The organism is Williamsia sp. Leaf354, from assembly GCF_001424365.1.
In the GTDB taxonomy this organism is placed as follows: Bacteria; Actinomycetota; Actinomycetes; order Mycobacteriales; family Mycobacteriaceae; genus Williamsia_A.
On sequence record NZ_LMPL01000002.1, the window covers coordinates 746,514 to 767,500 of the forward strand.

Genomic DNA, 20,987 nt, shown 5'->3' on the forward strand with positions numbered 1-20,987 from the left:
CGGATCAGCTGTCGCGCTGCATGGTCGCCCACAGCCCCGCGGCGTGCAGTTTGCGCACGTCGAGTTCCATCGAGTCGCGGTCGCCACTCGACACCACGGCACGACCCTCGTTGTGCACCTGCATCATCAGCTCCGACGCCTTGGTCTCGGAGTAGCCGAACAGCTTCTGGAACACGTAGGTGACGTAGCGCATCAGATTGACCGGGTCGTCCCACACGATGGTGACCCAGGGGCGGTCGATCTCGGTGTCCGCCTCGGCCGTGTCGGGGTCGGCGACCGCGGTACCGGCCGGGGTAGCCTCGTCAGAACCGAAAGTCGGCATCGGCGCTCGCCGATCCCGCCTCGGAGTCCGAACTCCTCGGAATCGTGCGGTCGTCGTCAGTCCGCGCATGGCCCCCAGGGTAGGTGATTGTGAGCATCGACAACACAGCCATGTTCACCGATCGCTACGAGCTGACGATGGTCTCGGCAGCTCTGCGCGACGGTACGGCGCAGCGTCGCTGCACGTTCGAGGTGTTCGCGCGGCGCCTGCCCGACGGCCGTCGCTACGGGGTCGTCGCCGGGACCGGGCGGCTGATCGAGGCGCTGGCCGGTTTCCGTTTCGGCGAGGAGCAGCTGCGCACCCTCGCCGACGTCGTCGACGACGCGACCCTCGACTGGCTGCGCTCCTACCGCTTCTCCGGCGACATCGACGGCTACCGCGAGGGCGAGCTGTTCTTCCCGGGATCGCCGATCCTGTCGGTACGCGGCACCTTCGCCGACGCGGTCGTGCTCGAGACGCTGGCGCTGTCGATCCTGAACCACGACAGCGCGATCGCCTCCGCCGCGGCCCGGATGGTCACCGCCGCCGGTACCCGCCCGATCATCGAGATGGGATCGCGCCGCACCCACGAGTCGGCAGCCGTGGCATGTGCCCGCGCGGCCTTCATCGCGGGCATGGCGTCGACGTCGAATCTCGAGGCGACCCGCCGATACGGGGTCCCCGGCGCGGGGACCAGTGCGCACTCGTTCACCCTCGCCCATGTCGGTCTCGGCGGCACGAGCGACGGGGAACGGGCCGCCTTCGCCGCCCAGATCGCGGCGCTGGGCGTGGGCACCACGCTGCTCGTCGACACCTACGACATCACCCGCGGGGTCGCGACCGCGGTCGAGGTGGCCGGCACCGGTCTGGGTGGCGTGCGCATCGACTCCGGTGACCTCGGCGTGCTCGCCCGTCAGGTGCGCGCCCAGCTCGACGACCTCGGCGCCACCAACACGCGCATCGTGGTCTCCGGTGATCTCGACGAGTACGCGATCGCCGCGCTGCGCGCCGAGCCGGTCGACGCATACGGCGTCGGGACGCAACTGGTCACCGGCAGCGGCGCCCCGACCGCGGGCATGGTCTACAAACTCGTCGAGGTCGACGGCGTGGGTGTGGCGAAACGGTCCAGCCACAAGGAGTCCCGCGGAGGGGCCAAGTCCGCCTCGCGCGCCGCGCGCGACACCGGCACCATCGTCGAGGAGATCATCCACCCGGCGGGGTCACCGGTCCCCCACACCGACGGACTCACCACCACCGCTCTTCAGATCCCGCTCGTGCGGGGCGGAGAACCGGTCGACGACCTGCCGTCGATCACCGACAGCCGGGAACACCTCGCGTCCGCACTCGTCAGCCTGCCGTGGGAGGGGTTGAGCCTGTCGTCGGGTGAGCCCGCGGTCCCGACCCGTTTCGCCCTTCCGTGACCGCACTCCCCCCGGTCACCGAACTGCTCGCCTCGGCGGTGTCGGCCCTCGGTGGTCGCCACCGCGACGGGCAGCTCGCCATGGCGTCGGCGGTCGCGAACGCGATCGACACCGGCGAGCACCTGGCCGTCCAGGCCGGCACGGGTACCGGTAAGTCACTCGCCTACCTCGTGCCGGCATTGCGTCACGCCGTCGAGTCCGGTTCGACCGTGGTGGTGTCGACCGCGACGATCGCACTGCAGCGACAGCTGATCGACCGCGACCTCCCCCGCCTGGCCACCGCGCTCCGCAAGCCGCTGGGCCGCGAACCGAGCTTCGCGATCCTGAAGGGTCGCGCGAACTACATCTGCCTCAACAAGATCCACTCCGGTGAGGCCGAGGAGCAGACCGAGGAACTGTTCGACCCCTTCACCACCTCCCGGGTGGGCCGCGAGGTGGTGCGTCTGCGCGAATGGGTCAGCGACACCGAGTCCGGTGACCGCGACGACCTCCCGACCGCGGTGATGGACCGGTCGTGGCGACAGGTCAGCGTGACCGCACGGGAGTGCCTCGGCGCGGCCAACTGCTCCTACGGCACCGACTGCTTCGCCGAGCTCGCCCGCGGCCGGTCGTCGGCCGCCGACGTCGTGGTGACCAACCACGCCATGCTCGCGATCGACGCGATGAGCGGGTTCAACGTCCTGCCCGAACACGATGTCGTGATCGTCGACGAGGCGCACGAACTCGTCGACCGGATCACCTCGGTCGCGACCGCGGAGATCGCCTCGTCGACGGTCGCCGGCGTCGCGAGGCGGTGCTCGAAGCTGATCGACGAGGAGTTGGTCGACGACATCCACGGCGCCGGGGAACTCGTCGCCGCACTGCTCGAATCGACCGCGCCGGGACGCTGGACGTCGCTGCCCGACGGCGCCGGGGCCACGTTCGCCGCCCTGCGCGACCGGTTGTGGCGCGCACGCTCGGCGATCGGCCCGGCGCGGGACGGCACCGATTCGAGCGGAGCCGCAGCACGCTCGGCGGCGATCACCGCACTCGACGACCTGCACGACAACGCCGTCCGACTGCTCGGCGCCTTCGACGAACCCGACGAGTCGAAGCGTCGCGACGTCGTGTGGATCGCCGAGGACCTGGTGCGCGACGAACGCCGGCGGACCCTGCGGATCGCGCCGCTGTCGGTGGGTGGACTGCTGCGGTCGTCGCTGTTCGCCGAGGCGACCGCGGTGCTGACCTCGGCGACGCTGACCGTCGGCGGCACCTTCGACAGCCTCGCCGCCAACTGGGGCCTGCCGATCTCCGGCCGCGGTGCCGACGCCTCGGCGGCCGTGCTCTCCGACCTCACCGCCACCGGCACCCCGACACCGGCCGACGGCGACACCATCCGGTGGCAGGGCCTCGACGTCGGGTCGCCGTTCGACTACCGCCGTTGCGCGATCCTCTACGTCGCCGCCCATCTCGACCCACCGGGTCGCGCCTCGATCGCCGAGGCGACCCTCGACGAGATGGTGCAGCTCATCACCGCCGCCGGCGGCCGCACCCTCGGCCTGTTCTCCTCCATGCGTGCGGCGAAAGAGGCCGCGGCCGCGGTCCGGGAACGTATTGACACCCCGGTCCTGTGCCAGGGCGAGAACGCCACCGGCACGCTGATCGAGCAGTTCGCCGCCGACGAGGCCACCTGCCTGTTCGGCACGCTGTCGCTCTGGCAGGGCGTCGACGTTCCGGGCCCGTCGCTGTCGTTGGTGCTCATCGACCGCGTCCCGTTCCCGCGGCCCGACGATCCCCTGCTCATCGCCCGCCAGAGCGCGGTCGCCGCGCGCGGCGGCAACGGCTTCCTGGCCGTCGCGGCGAACCACGCGGCCCTGCTGCTCGCCCAGGGCGCGGGGCGACTGCTGCGTGCCACCGACGACCGAGGCGTCGTGGCGATCCTCGACCCCCGACTGGTGACCGCACGCTACGGCGGCTACCTGCGCGCGTCGCTCCCGCCGTTCTGGCAGACCACCGATCCCGCCGTCGTCCGCGCGGCGCTGGCGCGTCTGCAGAGCGAGCCCTCGACCGCCGGCTGATCCGAACGGTCTGTGTCGCCGCCCCGGTGGGGAGTCCTGGCGCCAAACGCCCGCCGATCCCCTACGGTTGGAGGCGACCCACGCGAGAGCGAGCGTGAGCGCGTCCGACATCTGTCGTGGCGCGACCGGAGAGCACGAAGGGTGGCCAACGGGTGATCGGGCGCATCGGCATCGACGACATCGCGCCGGTGATCGACGCCGGACAGTTTCCCGCCAAAGCGGTTGTGGGAGAGTTCTTCCCGGTCAGCGCGACCGTGTGGCGCGAGGGACACGACGCGGTCGCGGCGACACTGCACGCCGAGGGCCCGCGCCGCGGGATGGTGATCGAACGCCGCATGTCCGCCGCGCACGAACCCGACACCTACAACGCGGCGTTCACACCGACCGAGGTCGGTTACTGGAGCTTCCGGATCGATGCGTGGAGCGATCCGTACACCACCTGGAACTCGGCGGTCACCAAGAAGCTCGCCGCCGGTCAGGGCCCCGAGGAGCTCGCCAACGATCTCGAGGTCGGCGCCCGGCTCCTCGACCGCGCCCTCGAGCTGGTCGGCTCCGACCACCACACGCTCATCGCCGATGCCGTCGACGCCCTGCGCTCGGACCACGAGCTCGCCGTCCGGGTCCGGCCTGCGCTGTCGCCCGAGGTCGTCGCCGTGCTCGACGAGTACCCGGTCCGCGACCTCGTCACCAAGAGTCGCTCGTACCGCGTGTGGGTCGATCGGACGCGCGCCCTGTTCGGCGCCTGGTACGAACTGTTCCCGCGCTCGACCGGCGGGTGGGACAACGAGGGTCGACCGGTCCACGGGACCTTCCTCACCGCCGCCGAGGACCTGCCGAGGATCGCCGACATGGGGTTCGACGTGGTCTACCTGCCGCCCATCCACCCCATCGGTCTGCTGAACCGGAAGGGCCCGAACAACACACTGACCCCCGGCCCCGCGGACGTCGGATCGCCGTGGGCGATCGGGTCGTCCGACGGCGGTCACGACGCGATCCACCCGGCACTGGGCAGCGTCGACGACTTCCGGTACTTCCTGACGCGCAGCTCCGAACTCGGGATGGAGGTCGCGATCGATCTCGCACTGCAGTGCGCGCCCGACCACCCGTGGGCCGCCGAGCACCCCGAGTGGTTCTACGTGCAGCCCGACGGCACGATCGCGTTCGCCGAGAACCCGCCGAAGAAGTACCAGGACATCTATCCCCTCAACTTCGACGACGACCGGGCAGGGATCTACCGGGCGGTGCTCGCCGTCGTCCTCTACTGGGTGTCGGTAGGGGTCAAGATCTTCCGGGTCGACAACCCGCACACCAAGCCGCCGGACTTCTGGGAGTGGCTGATCTCCGAGGTCAAGAAACGCGATCCGGACGTCTTGTTCCTGTCCGAGGCGTTCACCCGCCCGGCGCGGCTCTACGGGCTGGCCAAGCTCGGCTTCACGCAGTCCTACACCTACTTCACGTGGCGGACGGCGAAGTGGGAGCTCACCGAGTTCGGCACCGAGATCGCCGCGCATGCCGACGAGGCGCGCCCGAACCTCTTCGTCAACACCCCCGACATCCTGCACGAGAGCCTGCAGCACGGCGGCCCGGGAATGTTCGCGTTGCGGGCCGCGCTCGCGGCGACCCTGGCGCCCACGTGGGGCGTCTACAGCGGGTACGAGTTGTTCGAGGGACAGGCCGTGCGCCCGGGCAGCGAGGAGTACCTCGACTCCGAGAAATACGAGTTGCGGCCGCGTGATTTCAAGGCGGCATCGTCGCGGGGTGACTCGCTGGAACCGTGGATCACCTCGCTCAACGACATCCGACGGCGCCATCCCGCCCTGCAGCAACTGCGGAACATCACGTTCCATCACGTCGACAACGACGCACTGATCGCCTACTCGAAGGTCGACCCGACGACCGGCGACCGCGTCGTGGTCGTCGTCAACCTCAACCCGTTCGGCGCCGAGGAGTCGACGGTGTGGCTCGACATGCCGTCCCTCGGACACGAGTGGAACGACCGCTTCTCCGGTGTCGACGAGGTCACCGGTGAGCACTTCCACTGGGGGCAGGCCAATTACGTCCGGCTCGAGCCGTGGCGCGCGGTCGCCCACATCGTCGCCCTGCCGCCGCTGCCCGCCGATGTCGCGGCGCGCCTGGCGTTTCGTCTCCCCCCGAAGGACATGACCTCGTGAGCACAGTCGATCCCCCCACCCCGACCGGCGCGGCCGACCCCGTGGACCCGGCCATGTCCGCGCAGGATCTGCACCTGCTCCGCAGCGGGATCCATCACGACCCGCACTCGGTGCTCGGCGCACATCCAGCCCCGGGACACACGATCCTGCGCACCCTGCGTCCCGACGCGTCGGCGGTGGTCGCGATCATCGGTGGCGAGGAGTTCCCTCTCCGCCACCAGTCCGAGGGACTGTTCGTCACCGCGGTGCCCATCGTCGATCTCATCGACTACCGCTACCGCGTCAGCTATCCCGACGCCGCCGGTGGGACAACGGATTTCGTCGTCGCCGACGGATACCGCTTCCTCCCCAGCCTCGGTGAACTCGATCTGCACCTGTTCGCCGAGGGCCGCCACGAACGACTGTGGGACATCCTCGGCGCGATCGGTCGCAGCTACGACACCCCCGACGGCACCGTCACCGGCACGGCGTTCTCGGTGTGGGCTCCCAACGCCCGCGGGATCACCGTCATCGGGTCGTTCGACGGCTGGGTCGGTCGCTCGACCCCGATGCGGTCGCTGGGGTCGAGTGGTGTGTGGGAGGTCTTCGTCCCCGACATCGGCCCGGGGACCCGCTACAAGTTCCGGATCGTCGGCAGCGACGGCGTCACCCGCGAGAAGGCCGACCCGATGGCGCGGTGCACCGAGGTGCCGCCGTCGACGGCGTCGGTCGTCGCCGAGAGCGATCACCGGTGGACCGACGACGCGTGGACCGCGCGGCGCGCGTCGGCGACCCCGACCGACGAGCCGATGAGCGTCTACGAGGTGCACCTCGGATCATGGCGTGTCGGCCTCGACTATCGCGAACTGGCCACCGAGCTCGGCGATTTCGTCTCCCGCATGGGTTACACGCACGTGGAGTTGCTCCCTGTCGCCGAGCACCCGTTCGGTGGCTCGTGGGGGTACCAGGTCACGTCGTACTACGCACCGACATCGCGCTTCGGCAGCCCCGACGACTTCCGGGCATTCGTCGATCACCTGCACGCACTGGGCATCGGTGTGCTGGTCGACTGGGTGCCTGCCCACTTCCCCAAGGACGACTGGGCGTTGGCCCGTTTCGACGGACTGCCGCTCTACGAGCACAGCGACCCCAAGCGTGGTGAGCAACTCGACTGGGGCACATACGTCTTCGACTTCGGGCGCAACGAGGTCCGCAACTTCCTCGTCGCGAACGCGCTGTACTGGTTCGAGGAGTTCCACATCGACGGTCTCCGTGTCGACGCCGTCGCCTCGATGCTCTATCTCGACTACTCGCGACCCGACGGCGGGTGGAGTCCGAACATCTACGGCGGCCGCGAGAACCTCGAGGCCGTGCAGTTCCTCCAGGAGATGAACGCGACCGTCCACAAACATCATCCGGGCGTGGTGACCATCGCCGAGGAGTCGACGTCGTGGCCCGGTGTCACCCGCGCCACCAATCTCGGTGGGCTCGGGTTCACGATGAAGTGGAACATGGGCTGGATGCACGACACGCTCGGATACCTCGGGCGCGATCAGATCCACCGCAGCCACCACCATCACGAGATCACGTTCTCGCTCATGTACGCGTGGAGCGAGAACTTCGTGCTGCCGATCAGCCACGACGAGGTGGTGCACGGCAAGGGCACGCTGTGGACCCGCATGCCCGGCGATTCGCACGCCAAGGCCGCCGGCGTCCGGGTCACGTTGGCGTACATGTGGGCTCACCCCGGCAAGCAACTGCTGTTCATGGGTCAGGATTTCGGGCAGGTGGCCGAGTGGTCGGAGGAGCGCAGCCTCGACTGGGATCAGCGCACCGGCTGGGAAGGTGAACTGCACTCCGGGATCGAGTCGTTGGTCGCCGACCTCAACCGCGTCTACCGCGAGACCCCTGCCCTCTACACCCAGGACACCACGCCCAACGGCTACTCGTGGATCGACGCCAACGACACCGCCAACAACATCATCAGCTTCCTCCGCTTCGGCTCCGATGGCAGCGTGCTGGCCTGCGTCTTCAACTTCTCCGGCGTCACCCAGACCGACTATCGGGTCGGGTTGCCCACGGCGGGCCGATGGATCGAGGTGCTCAACACCGACTCCCCGCACTACAGCGGCACCGGCGAGGGCAACATGGGGTCGATCCTCGCCGACGGCGATCCGTGGCACGGGCGTCCCACCTCGGCGCGGATGACGTTGCCCGCCAACGGCGCCATCTGGATCCAGCCCGCGGGCTGACCCGCCGAATCGGTCTCAGTACAGGGCGCTGGCGAGCTTGCGACGGGCGGCCACCACGAACGGTTCCGACGGATCGAAGAGCTCGAAGAGGGACAGCAGTCGTGTGCGGACCGCCGACCGGTCGTCGCCGGAGGTCGCGCGCACCAGTGCGATGAGGCGGTCGAACGCGTCGTCGGGTCGCTGGTTGAGCAGGAGGACATCGGCCGCGGCGAACTGACCCTCGATGTCGTCGGGTGCGGCGGTGTCGACCACGGAGGGGTCGGCGGCCTGCGCCCGGATGACGAACTCGATGTTGCGGGCGGCCGAGGCGGCCTCGACGTTGCCCGGTTCGGCCTGCGCCAGGGCCTGATACGCGGCGAGCGCGCCGTCGAAGTCTCCCTCGTCGAGCTTCGACTCCGCCTCGGCCATCCGCGGATCGACCGGATCGGGTACCTCGGCGCCTTCGGCGGCGGGCAGACCGGTCAGGCGGTCACCGACCTTGGCGAGGATCTCGTCGACCCACGCGGTGATCTGCGCGGCGGGCTGGACACCCTGGAACGCGGCGACCGGCTGCCCCTGCGCGATCGCGACGACGGTGGGTACCGACTGCACGCCGAAGGCCTGCGCGATACGGGGATTGGCGTCGATGTCGATGGTCGCGAGGATCCACTGCCCGCTCGCCTCCTCGGCGAGACGCTCGAGCAACGGGGAGAGCTGCTTGCAGGGCTCGCACCAGGTGGCCCACAGATCGACCAGCACGAGCACCTGGTCGGAACGTGCGATGACCTCGGCCTCGAACGTCGCCTCGGTGACCTCGACGACGGCGGGTACCGCGGCCGCGGTCCCTGCACCGTCGTTGCCGGCGGGTGGGCGCGGGGCCTGCGGGGTCGCGGGGCGGTTCCGGGCGGCGTCGGCGCGCTCCTTGAGAACCGACAGGTCGACGGCTCCGGTCATGGCGGCGGCGCGCGCGACGGCCGCGGCCTGCTGACGTGGTTGGGGTCGGGTCACACGTCCATTTTGGCACGCCCCGCCGACGGTGTTCCATCCCGTCGCGCGGTCCCCTCCTCCGACGCCGACGCCGGTCGACGCACCACCGAACCGGCGAGACACGCGAACACCATCGCCGCCGCCGCGAGCCACAGCGCCGAGCCGAGGGTGGTCTCGTGGCTGATGAACCCGATGAGTGCCGGGCCGGCGAGCATCCCCAGGTACCCGCTGCCCACGACGGTCGAGATGACCCGTCCACTGGGTTGGTCGGTGACGTTGCCCGCGGCGGTGAACAGCTGGGGTACACCGCCCGCCACACCGACGCCGAAGACGGCCCACCCGAGGATCGCGACGACGGGTACGGGCGCACAGATCACCACGGCCATGCCGACCGCGGCGGTCGCCGCGCCCGCACGTACCACCGCGACCGGCCCGAACCGGGCGGTGACGGAGTCCGCGGCGAAGCGACCGACGAGCATCGTGGCGCTGAACGCGCCGAAGGCGACCGCCCCGGCGGCGTCGGTGGTGCCGAATCGCTCGACGAGGTGCAGCGCGCTCCAGTCGTAGGCGGTGCCCTCGGCCAGCATGAGTGCGAACGCGACGACCGCCATGAGTGCGATGCGCAGTCGAAGGCCCGGCGGGAAGCGTTTGTTGGCGCCTGCGTCGGCGGGGCCGTCGTCGGTACGCGCCGATCCGACGACGAGGGAGGGCCGTACGCCGAGGATCGCCACGACGGACATCACCGCGACGACGCTCACGGTGAGGATCACCGGGACGTCGGCGAACAGGGCGGCCGCGGCGATACCGGAGCCGATGACGCCGCCGAGGGAGAAGTACGCGTGGAACGACGACATGATCGGACGCCGGTAGGACTGCTCGACGACGACGGCCTGGGAGTTCATCGCGACGTCGATGGATCCGTTGGCGAGTCCGAACACGGCCAGCGAGAGGGCGAGCTGCCATGCCGAGTGCGACAGGACCGGACCGAGGGTGGCGACGGCGAGCACGACGGCGGCGGTGACGATCAGACCGCGCGACCCCCAGCGATCGACGATCGGACCGCACAGTTGCATGCCCAGGAACGCGGCCCCGCCGAGGATGAGGAGCAGTCCGCCCAGGGTGTTGTGGTCGACGCCGGTCCGGTCGGAGATGACCGGGATGTGCGACACCCACATCGAGGCGAGCAACCCGTTGATGCCGAACACCGCCGACACCGCGATGCGGCGCCGACGCAGGGTCCGCGCGAGGGTGTCGCCGGGGGCGACCGTCATCGCAGGTGACTCTCGATCCGTTCGACCTTCGCCGACAACTGACCGTCGAAACCCGGCCGGATGTCGGCCTTGAGGACGAGCGACACCCGCGGAGCCATGGCGGCGACGGCGTCGGTGGCATCGCGCACGACGGCCATCACCTCGTCCCAGTCGCCTTCGAGATAGGTGAACATCGCTGTGGTCTGGTGCGTCACGCCGGACGCACGGACCACGCGGACCGCAGCGGCCACCGCCTCGCTCATACCACCGTCGGCGTCCACCGAGTCGGCACCGGACGGGGAGACGCTGAAGGCGACGATCATGACCCCACGGTCACACGGGTCCGACCGCCGCCGCAACCGGGTGTGCGCTCAGGCGACGCGCGCAGTGGTCGTGCCGGTGTCCGACAGCTCGGCGAGGTGACCGTTGCGGACGGCCCACCGCTCGAACACGATCGTGCCGAACGGCGGGATGCTCGAGAGCACCGCGAGCACGGAGACCTTCGCCGACCACTTCAGCGCGAGCGCCGACTGCAGCGCCGCCAGGACGAAGATCACGAACACGATGCCGTGCACCATGCCGGGGACCGCCACGGCCTCGGTGTGTCCGAGGACCCACTTGAAGAACATGGCGATCAGCAGGGCGAGCCAGGTGATCGCCTCCAGCACCGCGACGAAACGGAAACGTTTGGCGGTGGTGCGCAGGTCGAAGAAGTTACCCATGGCGACCATTGTGCCCGATCGCGTCCACTGGTTACTACTACCTGTAGTAGGACTCTCAGTCGCGCGCGGGCACGGTCAGGATGAGGGCATCGCCCTGTCCCCCGGCTCCGCAGAGTGCGGCGGCACCCGTCCCGCCGCCGCGGCGCGCCAGCTCCAGGGCCAGGTGCAGCGTGATCCGGGCACCGGAGATGCCGATGGGATGCCCGATGGCGATGGCACCGCCGTTGACGTTGACGATCTCCGGATCCACACCGAGCTGATCGGTCGAGGCGAGTCCGACCGCGGAGAACGCCTCGTTGATCTCGATGAGATCCAGATCGGTCGGACTGATGCCCGCGCGCGCACAGGCCTTCGCGATCGCATTGGCCGGCTGTGCCTGCAGCGTCGAGTCCGGTCCGGCCACGACACCGTGGGGCCCGATCTCGGCCAGCCACTCCAGCCCCAGCTCGGTCGCCTTCTCCTTGCTCATCACGACCACGGCGGCCGCACCGTCGGAGATCTGCGAGGCGTTGCCCGCCGTGATGGTGCCGTCCTTGCGGAACGCCGGCTTCAGCCGGCCCAGCGAGTCGGCGGTGGTGTCGGCGCGGATGCCCTCGTCCTCGGCGAACTCGATCGGGTCGCCCTTGCGCTGCGGGATGGAGACAGGGACCACCTCGTCGGCGAACAGGCCGTTCTTCCAGGCGGTCGCAGCGCGCTGATGCGACCGCGCGGCGAACTCGTCCTGCTGCTCACGGGTGTAGGTGACCCGGTCGTTCTCCTGCTCGGTCAACGCGCCCATCGGCTGGTCGGTGAACGGATCGAAGAGGCCGTCGAAGGCCATGTGGTCGACGAGTTCGGTGTTGCCGTACTTGAACCCGCCCCGGCTCCCGGGGAGCAGGTGCGGTGCCTGGGTCATCGACTCCTGGCCGCCGGCGACGATGCAGTCGAACTCGCCCGCACGGATGAGCTGGTCGGCGAGCGCGATGGCGTCGATGCCGGACAGACACATCTTGTTGATGGTCAGCGCGGCGACGTCCCATCCGATGCCCGCCTTGACCGCCGTCTGACGGGCCGGCATCTGGCCGGCGCCGGCGGTCAGGACCTGACCCATGATCACGTACTCGACGGCCGACGCGGGCACCTTCGCCTTCTCGAGGGCACCGCGGATGGCGATGGCCCCGAGATCGACGGCACTGAAGTCCTTCAGCGACCCCATCAGGCGTCCGACGGGTGTGCGCGCTCCGGCGACGATGACCGATGTCATGGCGACCTCTCGAGAAGATGTGTCGGCCCGGGCGGGCCGACGGGTGGCAGGGCGATGTGGTGCGTGTGGTGTCACCGACACTCCAACGCTACCGTTGTCCGATGGTCTCACCAGCACCGAACCCCGCCTCCGGCCCCACCGCCCTGATCGGCGATCTCGTCACCGCGGTCGACCATGTGGGCATCGCCGTGCCCGATCTCGAGGCAGCGAAGACCTGGTACGCCGATCACCTCGGTTTCGGGTGCCTGCACCAGGAGACGAACACCGAGCAGGGTGTCGTCGAGGCCATGGTCGGGCCCGCCGACGCACCGGCGACCGGCGGCACCCAGATCCAACTCCTGTCCCCGATCGACGAGTCGTCGACGATCGCGAAGTTCATCGACCGCAACGGTCCGGGACTGCAGCAACTCGCCGTACGGGTCACCGATCTCGACGAGGTGGTGCGACGACTCACCGACGCCGGTCTGCGCGTGCTCTACCCGCAACCGCGTCGGGGCACGGCCGGGTCGCGCATCAACTTCGTCCACCCCAAGGACGCCGGCGGGGTGCTGCTCGAACTGGTCGAACCGGCCGCGCACTGACGATCTGCCTGAGCGCAGTTCGGGAGTCGTCACCGCACTCGAGCCACCGTCGTGGGACGACCTCCAGCGGTGATCGGCCGATCGTCTGGTTCGGGCGCACTGGGCGGCTGAACACCTCCCGCTCCGCGTAAACTCCTCCGCATGTCCGATCAGACCCACACCTCGTCGTCCGGATTGCCTTTCGCCATCGCGATGCGCGGGTACGACCGCGAGCAGGTCGGCGAGTTCTTCGCCCGCAGCGACGCGGAGATGCGCGTCATCGCCGCCGACCGCGACGCCGCGGCCGCCAACGCCCGCGAACTCGCCGAGCATCTCGACGACGCACGCGATGAGGTCGAACAGCTGCGCCGCGAGGTCGATTCGCTGTCGGTCCCGGTCACCACCGCCCAGGGCATGAGCGACCGCATCTCCCGGATGCTGCAGCTCGCCGCCGACGAGGCGTCGGAGATGCGAGCCGATGCTCAGTCGGAGTCCGCCGAGCTGCTGTCGGTGGCCCGACAGGAGGCGGCACAGCTGCGCGAGGACGCCTCCGAGGAGGCCAATTCCCAGCTCGCCTCGGCGAAGGTCGAGGCGCAGCGCCTGCGTGGCGAGGCGACCCGCCTCGAGGCCGAGGCCCGCACGGCCGCCGAAGAGAACGCGACGTTCATCGCCGAGCGCACCGCGGCGATGGAGACCGAGCACAAGCGGACCATGAAGGCGGCGCGTCTCGAGGCCGAGCGGATCGTGGCCAACGCCCGCGCCGAGGCCGAGGAGATCGACGTGCAGGCCCGCCGCGAGCGCGAACGCGTCCAGGAGGACTTCGACGTCACCATGGCCGCCCGTCGCGACAAGGCAGTGCAGGCCATCAAAGAACTCGAGATCAGCTCCGAGGCCACTGCACGCGAACTCGTCGACAATGCGAACGCGGAATCCGAACGTCTGCTCGCGCAGTCGCGTTCGATCGCGACCGAGCGCGTCACCAGGTCCGGCGAACTCGTCGAGAGCGCACGTCAGCTCCGCTCGCGCATGCTCGCCCAGCTCACCGAGGTCCGCACCCACCTCGACGATCTGCCGCGTCTGCTCTCCGAGCTCGAGGACGAGAAGGACATCGTCGACACCGACAGCACCGACCTCCTCAACCGCGGACTGTCCGGTGACGCCAAGGTCGTGCGATCCACCGACGGTGCTCGGGTCGACGACACGACCTCCGACCAGTCGTCGGCCGATCTCACCGAATCGGCGCGCTGACACCCCGCCCGACCCGCGTCGGCGGGTTCGGGACTAGCGGTATCCGGTCCGTGTGACGCGGCCGTTCCAACAGCCGGTGTGCCAGTGTCGCCGGTCCTCGCCTTCGGGATCGTCGACCGGCCAGGCCACCAGATGCGCGGTGCCGGGGGCGATGGTCTGACGACACCCCGGGCACAGGTAGGGCTTCGTGGCCCGCGACCCCGGGATCGGCCGGACATGGTGATCGATGTCGAGACCGGCCGGACCGCGCTCGACCCGATGCAGGGCACCGGTCGGTGGGGTCTGCGGCGTTCCCCGATCGCGCCTGTTGTGTCTGGGCACGGCTCAGAAGAGACGGAACTCTGTGCTCTCGGTTCCCCGGAGCGCGTCGTAGTCGAGCACGAGACAGCGGATGCCACGGTCCTCGGCGAGCGTGCGGGCCTGCGGCTTGATCAGCTGCGCGGCGTACACCCCCGCGACCGGGGCCAGGGTCGTGTCGCGGTTGAGCAGCTCGAGATAGCGGGTGAGTTGCTCGACGCCGTCGATCTCGCCCCGACGCTTGATCTCCACCGCCACCGTGCCGCCGGCGGCGTCGCGACACAGCAGGTCGACCGGGCCGATGGCCGTCATGTACTCGCGACGGATCAGTGTGTATCCCGGTCCAAGGGTCCCGACGTGCTCGGCGAGCAGTTCCTGCAGATGCGCCTCGACGCCGTCCTTGATCAATCCCGGATCGACGCCGAGCTCGTGGACGGAGTCGTGATGGATCTGTCCGAGCAGGATCCGTAGTTCCTCACCGGCCTTGTTGGTCACCACCCACAACGCCGAGGCATCGCTCTCGGGTGGCGCGGGATGTTCGACGAGCCAGCACGGTGGACTCATCCAGTTGAGCGGCTTGTAGGCGCGGTCGTCGGCGTGCACGCTGACCGAACCGTCGTTCTTGATCAGCAGCAACCGACGCGCCATGGGCAGATGGGCCGTCAACCGACCCACGTAGTCCACTTGGCACTCAGCGATCACCAGACGCACCACCTCACCTTAGGGTGCGTGCCCCGCCGGTCACCGCACCGGCTCTCCGCTTGTGGACGGTATGCGCCGGAGGTGATGCTGTGGACATGCCGACCGACCGCCAGTCCCCCGACGCCGGCCCTGTCGACGTCGAGACCGTGACCTCACGAGAGGTCTATCGCAATGCGTGGATGTCGGTGCGTGAGGACGAGATCCGTCGGCCCGACGGCACCGCCGGCATCTTCGGTGTGGTCGACCGGCCACTCGGTGCGGTGGTGATCGCACGTCGCACGCGCGACGGCACCGAGCAGTTCTACCTCGTCGAGCAGTTCCGCTACCCCGTGTCGGCACGACGCTGGGAGTTCCCGGCCGGAACCTCCCCCGACAGCGACGACGCACTCACCGTCGCGCGGCGGGAACTGCTCGAGGAGACGGGCATGGAGACCGACGACCTCAGGGTCCTGTCCGTCATCGACGTCGCGCCGGGCTTCACCTCCCAGCGTTCGGCCGTCGTGCTCGCCGACGATCCCCGACCAGGGACCGCATGTCTCGAACATGAGGAGCAGGACCTGATCGGCCGATGGTGGACGCGCGACGAGGTCGTCGAGGCGATCCGTACCGGTGTCGTCGTCGACGCACAGACCCTGGCCGCCTGGGCCTGCCTGTCGGTGTACGACGCCTGATCGGCGCGATCGGTCAGGCGGTGCGGTTGGCGGCGCTCTTGAGGAGGATGTCCTCGGCACGCTCGGTGGCCTCGGCCATCGACGAGACCGGGGCGTCGGCTGCGGTGGTCCGCCTGCTCTGCCGTCCGGCTGCGTCGACCACGCCGTCGGGGTCGACGATCACCCATTCGGTGTCGTCGGCCAGCAGCGTCGCCCGCAGGCCGAGGATGAATCGACGCGACACGTCGTCGATGACGCCGACCCGGGTGAGGTCGATCAGGATCACGTCGGCGTCGGCACGCAACGACTCCACCCGGCGGACGACGCTCTCGGCACCGGAGAAGGTCAGGTCACCCTGGAGTTCCAACACCCGAACACGGTGCCGATGCGCTCGAAGGTAGGCGCGTTCGACCTCCGACCGACCGGCGCCGAGGTCGAGTTCGTGCCCGTCGTAGGTCGAACGGATCGTCACCCTGCTCTCGCGGGCGACGTTGAACATGTGCAGGCCCAGATCGTCGGACAGGTGGCGACACGCCTCGACGCCGCGAACACTGTTGCCGTGCTCGTCGAGCCGCGGCGAATACACGCCGATACCCAGTTGACCGGGTAGCACCGCGAGGATCCCACCGCCGACCCCGCTCTTGGCCGGCAGTCCGACGGTCGTGACCCAGTCGCCGGCTCCGTCGTACATCCCGCACGTGGTCATCACACTCAGCACGCGCCGTGTGACCGCGGTGTCGAGCATCCGACGACCCGTTCGAGGGTTCACCCCACCGTTGGCGAGCGTGGAGCCGATCGCGGCGAGATCATCGGAGGTCACCTTCACCGAACACTGCCGGACGTAGAGGTCGACCGCCGCCTCGGGATCGGAGGGGAACACCCCGAAGCTCTCCAGCATGTAGGCGATCGCCCGGTTCCGGGATCCGGTGGCCATCTCGGACCGGTACACCTCGTCGTCCATCGTCAGGTGTCGCCCGGCACAGCCGGAGTAGAACTCGAGGATGACCTCGAACGCTTCGTCGACCGCTGTACCGAGGTCGTGCGGGGTGGCCGCGTCGACTCCCGGGCGCTTCAGAAGCAGTGCTGTCGCGGTGATCGCGCCCGCGTTGATCATCGGATTACGAGGGCGGCGGGTCCGGTGGTCGACGCTGATCTCGTTGAACGCCTCTCCCGACGGTTCGACACCGATCTGAGCGTCGACGTCGTCGAAACCGCGCTCACGGAGTGCCAGCGCATAGGTGAGCGCCTTCGAGATCGACTGGATGGTGAATTCGATGGCGCTGTCACCGACGGAGTACACGTGGCCGTCGTGGACGACCACCGACACCCCGAATCGGTCCGGGTCGACCGCCGCGAGCTGAGGGATGTAATCGGCGAGAGTGCCGGCGTCTATCGGGGTGCACGCGGATTGGATGCGATGCAGATAAGTCTCGACCACGGACGCCATGGGGCCATCCAAGCAGAAATGACCGAGGCCCCGAAGACGATGTCTTCGGGGCCTCGATACAAGTTGTGTTCGGCGGTGTCCTACTCTCCCACACTGATTAGGGTGCAGTACCATTGGCGCTGGAGGGCTTAGCTTCCGGGTTCGGAATGGGGCCGGGCGTTGAAGTTGTGTTCGGCGGTGTCCTACTCTCCCACACTGATTAGGGTGCAGTACCATTGGCGCTGGAGGGCTTAGCTTCCGGGTTCGGAATGGGGCCGGGCGTTTCCCCTCCGCTATAGCCGCCGTAACAATGTGAAACCGTCACACCCCACCAGTGTGGGGTGGTCACGATCCTTTATCAGGATTGTGTGTTGTTTCAGATATTGCACAGTGGATGCATAACACGCTTGTATCAGTTGAAAACTGTTTGCGGGTTTTATGTGTTGTAAGTCCTCGGCCGATTAGTACCAGTCACCTACACCCATTACTGGGCTTCCAGTTCTGGCCTATCAACCCCATGGTCTGTGGGGGGCCTTAACCACGCAATGGTGGTGAGAAACCTCATCTTGGAACAGGCTTCCCGCTTAGATGCTTTCAGCGGTTATCCCTTCCGAACGTAGCTAACCAGCCGTGCTCCTGGTGGAACAACTGGCACACCAGAGGTTCGTCCGTCCCGGTCCTCTCGTACTAGGGACAGGTTTCCTCAAGTTTCTTACGCGCGCGGCGGATAGAGACCGAACTGTCTCACGACGTTCTAAACCCAGCTCGCGTGCCGCTTTAATGGGCGAACAGCCCAACCCTTGGGACCTACTCCAGCCCCAGGATGCGACGAGCCGACATCGAGGTGCCAAACCATCCCGTCGATATGGACTCTTGGGGAAGATCAGCCTGTTATCCCCGGGGTACCTTTTATCCGTTGAGCGACACCGCTTCCACTTGCCGGTGCCGGATCACTAGTCCCGACTTTCGTCCCTGCTCGACATGTCCGTCTCACAGTCAAGCTCCCTTGTGCACTTACACTCAACACCTGATTGCCAACCAGGCTGAGGGAACCTTTGGGCGCCTCCGTTACATTTTGGGAGGCAACCGCCCCAGTTAAACTACCCATCAGGCACTGTCCCTGAACCAGATCATGGTCCGAGGTTGAGGTATCCAATACGATCAGAGTGGTATTTCAACAACGACTCCACCCACACTGGCGTGCGGGTTTCACAGTCTCCCACCTATCCTACACAAACCGAACCGAACACCAATACCAAACTATAGTGAAGGTCCCGGGGTCTTTTCGTCCTGCCGCGCGTAACGAGCATCTTTACTCGTACTGCAATTTCGCCGAGTCTGTGGTTGAGACAGCAGAGAAGTCGTTACGCCATTCGTGCAGGTCGGAACTTACCCGACAAGGAATTTCGCTACCTTAGGATGGTTATAGTTACCACCGCCGTTTACTGGGGCTTAAATTCTCAGCTTCACCCCGAAGGATTAACCGGTCCTCTTAACCTTCCAGCACCGGGCAGGCGTCAGTCCGTATACATCGTCTTACGACTTCGCACGGACCTGTGTTTTTAGTAAACAGTCGCTTCTCTCTGGTCTCTGCGACCACCACCAGCTCAGACCGTACAGTCGTCACCAGCAATGGCCCCCCTTCTCCCGAAGTTACGGGGGTATTTTGCCGAGTTCCTTAACCACAGTTCTCTCGATCGCCTTAGTATTCTCTACCTGATCACCTGTGTTGGTTTGGGGTACGGGCCGTGTCACCACTCGCTAGAGGCTTTTCTCGGCAGCATAGGATCATGGAATTCGCCTCAATCGGCTACGCATCACCTCTCAGGCTATGTGAACGGCGGATTTGCCTACCGTTCGCCCTACAGGCTTACACCAGTACAACCACTGACTGGCCCCACTACCTTCCTGCGTCACCCCATCGCTTGACTACTACCACACAAGGTCCCATGCAGCCCCACACTCGAGACCCGAAGGCCTTCCTGGTGGTTTTGGATGGTTAGTACATGTGATTCATCACGGGCGCGGAAACACGGGTACGGGAATATCAACCCGTTGTCCATCGACTACGCCTGTCGGCCTCGCCTTAGGTCCCGACTCACCCTGGGCGGATTAGCCTGGCCCAGGAACCCTTGATCATTCGGCGGCGAAGTTTCTCACTTCGCTTTCGCTACTCATGCCTGCATTCTCACTCCCACACCCTCCACCACTGGATCACTCCGTGGCTTCCCTGGGTGCAGGACGCTCCCCTACCCACCCACACCACCACCAACAGACCCGTAGATCCACTGGAGTGTCTTGTGTGAGTGCCGCGGCTTCGGCGGTGTACTTGAGCCCCGCTACATTGTCGGCGCAGGATCACTTGACCAGTGAGCTATTACGCACTCTTTCAAGGGTGGCTGCTTCTAAGCCAACCTCCTGGTTGTCTTCGCGACCCCACATCCTTTTCCACTTAGTACACGCTTAGGGGCCTTAGCCGGCGATCTGGGCTGTTTCCCTCTCGACTACGAACCTTATCGCCCGCAGTCTCACTGCCGCACTCTCACTCACTGGCATTCGGAGTTTGGCTGACATCAGTAACCTTGTAGGGCCCATCCGCCATCCAGTAGCTCTACCTCCAGTGAGAAACATGCGACGCTGCACCTAAATGCATTTCGGGGAGAACCAGCTATCACGGAGTTTGATTGGCCTTTCACCCCTACCCACAACTCATCCCCTCCATTTTCAACTGAAGTGGGTTCGGGCCTCCACGTCGTCTTACCGACGCTTCACCCTGGCCATGGGTAGATCACTCCGCTTCGGGTCTAGAACACGCCACTACGGTCGCCCTATTCAGACTCGCTTTCGCTACGGCTACCCCACAACGGGTTAACCTCGCGACGTGCCACTAACTCGCAGGCTCATTCTTCAAAAGGCACGCCATCACCACCGGCCCACCAAAGGACCCAACGGCTCTGACGGATTGTAGGCGCACGGTTTCAGGTACTATTTCACTCCCCTCCCGGGGTACTTTTCACCTTTCCCTCACGGTACTAGTCCGCTATCGGTCACCAGGGAGTATTCAGGCTTACCGGGTGGTCCCGGCAGATTCACAGCAGATTTCACGGGCCCGCTGCTACTTGGGAACCCATCAAGTGAGACCACACACTTTCAGCTACCGGACTCTCACCGTCTACGGCAGACCATTCCAGGCCACTTCACCTAGCATGTGATTTTTTTACTCACCCCCAGCACGGCAGCACTGAGAAGATGAACCCCACGACCCCACACAGACAACCCCTGCCGGGTATCACATCTGCATGGTTTAGCCTCTTCCGCTTTCGCTCGCCACTACTCACGGAATCACTGTTGTTTTCTCTTCCTGTRGGTACTGAGATGTTTCACTTCCCCACGTTCCCTCCACACCGCCTATACATTCAGCAGTGGGTAACACCCCATCACGGGTGCTGGGTTTCCCCATTCGGACACCCTCGGATCACAGCTCGTTTGACAGCTCCCCGAGGCCTATCGCGGCCTACCACGTCCTTCATCGGCTCCTGGTACCAAGGCATCCACCGTACGCCCTTACACACTTACAACAACCTACAAAACATTCAAAAAATAAAGATGCTCGCATCCACTGTGCAATTCTCAAACAACACACACCCACCACCCACACACCCCACCGACCCAAGGCCGGCTGCTTCCAAGGCAGCGCAATGATGAGCATCAGAAAGAACGTGTGTTCTCTCAGGACCCAATA

16 protein-coding genes and 2 rRNA genes are annotated in these 20,987 nt (G+C 66.9%); 7 read left to right on the forward strand and 11 right to left on the reverse strand.

Annotated elements, in window-relative coordinates; genetic code table 11:
• Window positions 1-4: 4 nt before the first annotated feature.
• A complete protein-coding gene (gene clpS / locus ASG12_RS11480; protein ID WP_055789287.1) occupies window positions 5-322 on the reverse strand; it encodes an ATP-dependent Clp protease adapter ClpS in 318 nt (105 codons plus the stop codon).
• A gap of 89 nt (window positions 323-411) precedes the next feature.
• On the opposite strand from clpS, the gene ASG12_RS11485 reads away from it, so the two are divergent.
• The 4 genes from ASG12_RS11485 (at window position 412) to glgB (ending at window position 8,181) form a co-directional block, all read left to right on the forward strand.
• A complete protein-coding gene (locus tag ASG12_RS11485) occupies window positions 412-1,722 on the forward strand; it encodes a nicotinate phosphoribosyltransferase (RefSeq protein ID WP_055789290.1) in 1,311 nt (436 codons plus the stop codon).
• Window positions 1,719-3,779 (forward strand): ATP-dependent DNA helicase, encoded by a 2,061-nt coding sequence (locus ASG12_RS11490; RefSeq protein WP_055789293.1) that lies wholly within the window; start codon window positions 1,719-1,721, stop codon window positions 3,777-3,779. Before ASG12_RS11485 ends, ASG12_RS11490 begins: the two co-directional genes overlap by 4 nt.
• Before the next feature lie 152 nt (window positions 3,780-3,931).
• Complete coding sequence (locus ASG12_RS11495; RefSeq protein ID WP_055789634.1) at window positions 3,932-5,950, forward strand: maltotransferase domain-containing protein; 2,019 nt, start codon at window positions 3,932-3,934, stop codon at window positions 5,948-5,950.
• A 53-nt stretch (window positions 5,951-6,003) separates the two neighbouring features.
• Window positions 6,004-8,181 (forward strand): 1,4-alpha-glucan branching protein GlgB, encoded by a 2,178-nt coding sequence (glgB, locus tag ASG12_RS11500; RefSeq protein ID WP_055789637.1) that lies wholly within the window; start codon window positions 6,004-6,006, stop codon window positions 8,179-8,181.
• Between the two features lie 15 nt (window positions 8,182-8,196).
• Here glgB and ASG12_RS11505 read toward each other — a convergent pair whose 3' ends face one another.
• The 5 genes from ASG12_RS11505 to ASG12_RS11525 are packed head-to-tail and all read right to left on the reverse strand — an operon-like array spanning window position 8,197 to window position 12,362.
• Window positions 8,197-9,114, reverse strand: coding sequence for a tetratricopeptide repeat protein (locus tag ASG12_RS11505; RefSeq protein ID WP_055789640.1), 918 nt, complete (start codon window positions 9,112-9,114; stop codon window positions 8,197-8,199).
• Between the two features lie 50 nt (window positions 9,115-9,164).
• A complete protein-coding gene (locus ASG12_RS11510) occupies window positions 9,165-10,418 on the reverse strand; it encodes an MFS transporter (protein ID WP_055789295.1) in 1,254 nt (417 codons plus the stop codon).
• Window positions 10,415-10,720, reverse strand: a complete 306-nt coding sequence (locus ASG12_RS11515) for a thiamine-binding protein (RefSeq protein WP_055789298.1) — start codon at window positions 10,718-10,720, stop codon at window positions 10,415-10,417. The genes ASG12_RS11510 and ASG12_RS11515 overlap by 4 nt, the downstream gene beginning before the upstream one ends.
• Window positions 10,721-10,768: 48 nt before the next feature.
• Entirely contained in the window at window positions 10,769-11,128 is a 360-nt protein-coding gene (locus ASG12_RS11520) for a DUF3817 domain-containing protein (RefSeq protein WP_055789302.1), read from the reverse strand.
• A 46-nt stretch (window positions 11,129-11,174) separates the two neighbouring features.
• A complete protein-coding gene (locus ASG12_RS11525; protein WP_055789306.1) occupies window positions 11,175-12,362 on the reverse strand; it encodes an acetyl-CoA C-acetyltransferase in 1,188 nt (395 codons plus the stop codon).
• Between the two features lie 101 nt (window positions 12,363-12,463).
• Here ASG12_RS11525 and mce point away from each other — a divergent pair, with 101 nt between their 5' ends.
• Together mce and ASG12_RS11535 are read left to right on the forward strand one after the other, a co-directional pair.
• The gene (gene mce / locus ASG12_RS11530; protein ID WP_055789642.1) at window positions 12,464-12,943 is read left to right on the forward strand and encodes a methylmalonyl-CoA epimerase; all 480 of its coding nucleotides are present in this window, start codon (window positions 12,464-12,466) and stop codon (window positions 12,941-12,943) included.
• 141 nt (window positions 12,944-13,084) lie between these two features.
• Window positions 13,085-14,170: a hypothetical protein gene (locus tag ASG12_RS11535; RefSeq protein ID WP_055789309.1), complete on the forward strand. Its 1,086-nt coding sequence runs from the start codon at window positions 13,085-13,087 to the stop codon at window positions 14,168-14,170.
• 33 nt (window positions 14,171-14,203) lie between these two features.
• Here the strand turns inward: ASG12_RS11535 and ASG12_RS11540 are convergent, their stop codons facing one another.
• Together ASG12_RS11540 and nucS are read right to left on the reverse strand one after the other, a co-directional pair.
• Entirely contained in the window at window positions 14,204-14,491 is a 288-nt protein-coding gene (locus ASG12_RS11540) for a hypothetical protein (RefSeq protein WP_055789312.1), read from the reverse strand.
• A 3-nt stretch (window positions 14,492-14,494) separates the two neighbouring features.
• Window positions 14,495-15,178, reverse strand: coding sequence for an endonuclease NucS (gene nucS / locus ASG12_RS11545; RefSeq protein ID WP_055789644.1), 684 nt, complete (start codon window positions 15,176-15,178; stop codon window positions 14,495-14,497).
• An 86-nt stretch (window positions 15,179-15,264) separates the two neighbouring features.
• Here nucS and ASG12_RS11550 point away from each other — a divergent pair, with 86 nt between their 5' ends.
• A complete protein-coding gene (locus ASG12_RS11550; RefSeq protein ID WP_055789646.1) occupies window positions 15,265-15,840 on the forward strand; it encodes an NUDIX domain-containing protein in 576 nt (191 codons plus the stop codon).
• A gap of 13 nt (window positions 15,841-15,853) precedes the next feature.
• Here the strand turns inward: ASG12_RS11550 and glsA are convergent, their stop codons facing one another.
• The 3 genes from glsA to ASG12_RS11565 all read right to left on the reverse strand — a co-directional run bounded on the left by glsA (window position 15,854) and on the right by ASG12_RS11565 (window position 20,823).
• Window positions 15,854-17,266 carry a glutaminase A gene (gene glsA / locus ASG12_RS11555; protein WP_055789316.1) on the reverse strand — a complete coding sequence of 471 codons (1,413 nt, stop codon included), beginning with the start codon at window positions 17,264-17,266 and terminating at the stop codon, window positions 15,854-15,856.
• Window positions 17,267-17,435: 169 nt separating this feature from the next.
• Window positions 17,436-17,552, reverse strand: a 5S ribosomal RNA gene (gene rrf / locus ASG12_RS11560).
• Between the two features lie 134 nt (window positions 17,553-17,686).
• Window positions 17,687-20,823 (reverse strand): 23S ribosomal RNA (locus ASG12_RS11565).
• Between the last annotated feature and the right edge of the window lie 164 nt (window positions 20,824-20,987).

Coding starts and splice junctions, on each gene's coding strand:
- ASG12_RS11550 (WP_055789646.1), top strand. CDS start 15,265: ATGCCGACCGACCGCCAGTCCCCCGACGCCGGCCCTGTCGACGTCGAG.
- ASG12_RS11505 (WP_055789640.1), bottom strand. CDS start 9,114: ATGACCGGAGCCGTCGACCTGTCGGTTCTCAAGGAGCGCGCCGACGCC.
- glsA (WP_055789316.1), bottom strand. CDS start 17,266: ATGGCGTCCGTGGTCGAGACTTATCTGCATCGCATCCAATCCGCGTGC.
- ASG12_RS11520 (WP_055789302.1), bottom strand. CDS start 11,128: ATGGTCGCCATGGGTAACTTCTTCGACCTGCGCACCACCGCCAAACGT.
- mce (WP_055789642.1), top strand. CDS start 12,464: ATGGTCTCACCAGCACCGAACCCCGCCTCCGGCCCCACCGCCCTGATC.
- ASG12_RS11535 (WP_055789309.1), top strand. CDS start 13,085: ATGTCCGATCAGACCCACACCTCGTCGTCCGGATTGCCTTTCGCCATC.
- ASG12_RS11525 (WP_055789306.1), bottom strand. CDS start 12,362: ATGACATCGGTCATCGTCGCCGGAGCGCGCACACCCGTCGGACGCCTG.
- ASG12_RS11515 (WP_055789298.1), bottom strand. CDS start 10,720: ATGATCGTCGCCTTCAGCGTCTCCCCGTCCGGTGCCGACTCGGTGGAC.
- glgB (WP_055789637.1), top strand. CDS start 6,004: ATGTCCGCGCAGGATCTGCACCTGCTCCGCAGCGGGATCCATCACGAC.
- ASG12_RS11510 (WP_055789295.1), bottom strand. CDS start 10,418: ATGACGGTCGCCCCCGGCGACACCCTCGCGCGGACCCTGCGTCGGCGC.
- clpS (WP_055789287.1), bottom strand. CDS start 322: ATGCCGACTTTCGGTTCTGACGAGGCTACCCCGGCCGGTACCGCGGTC.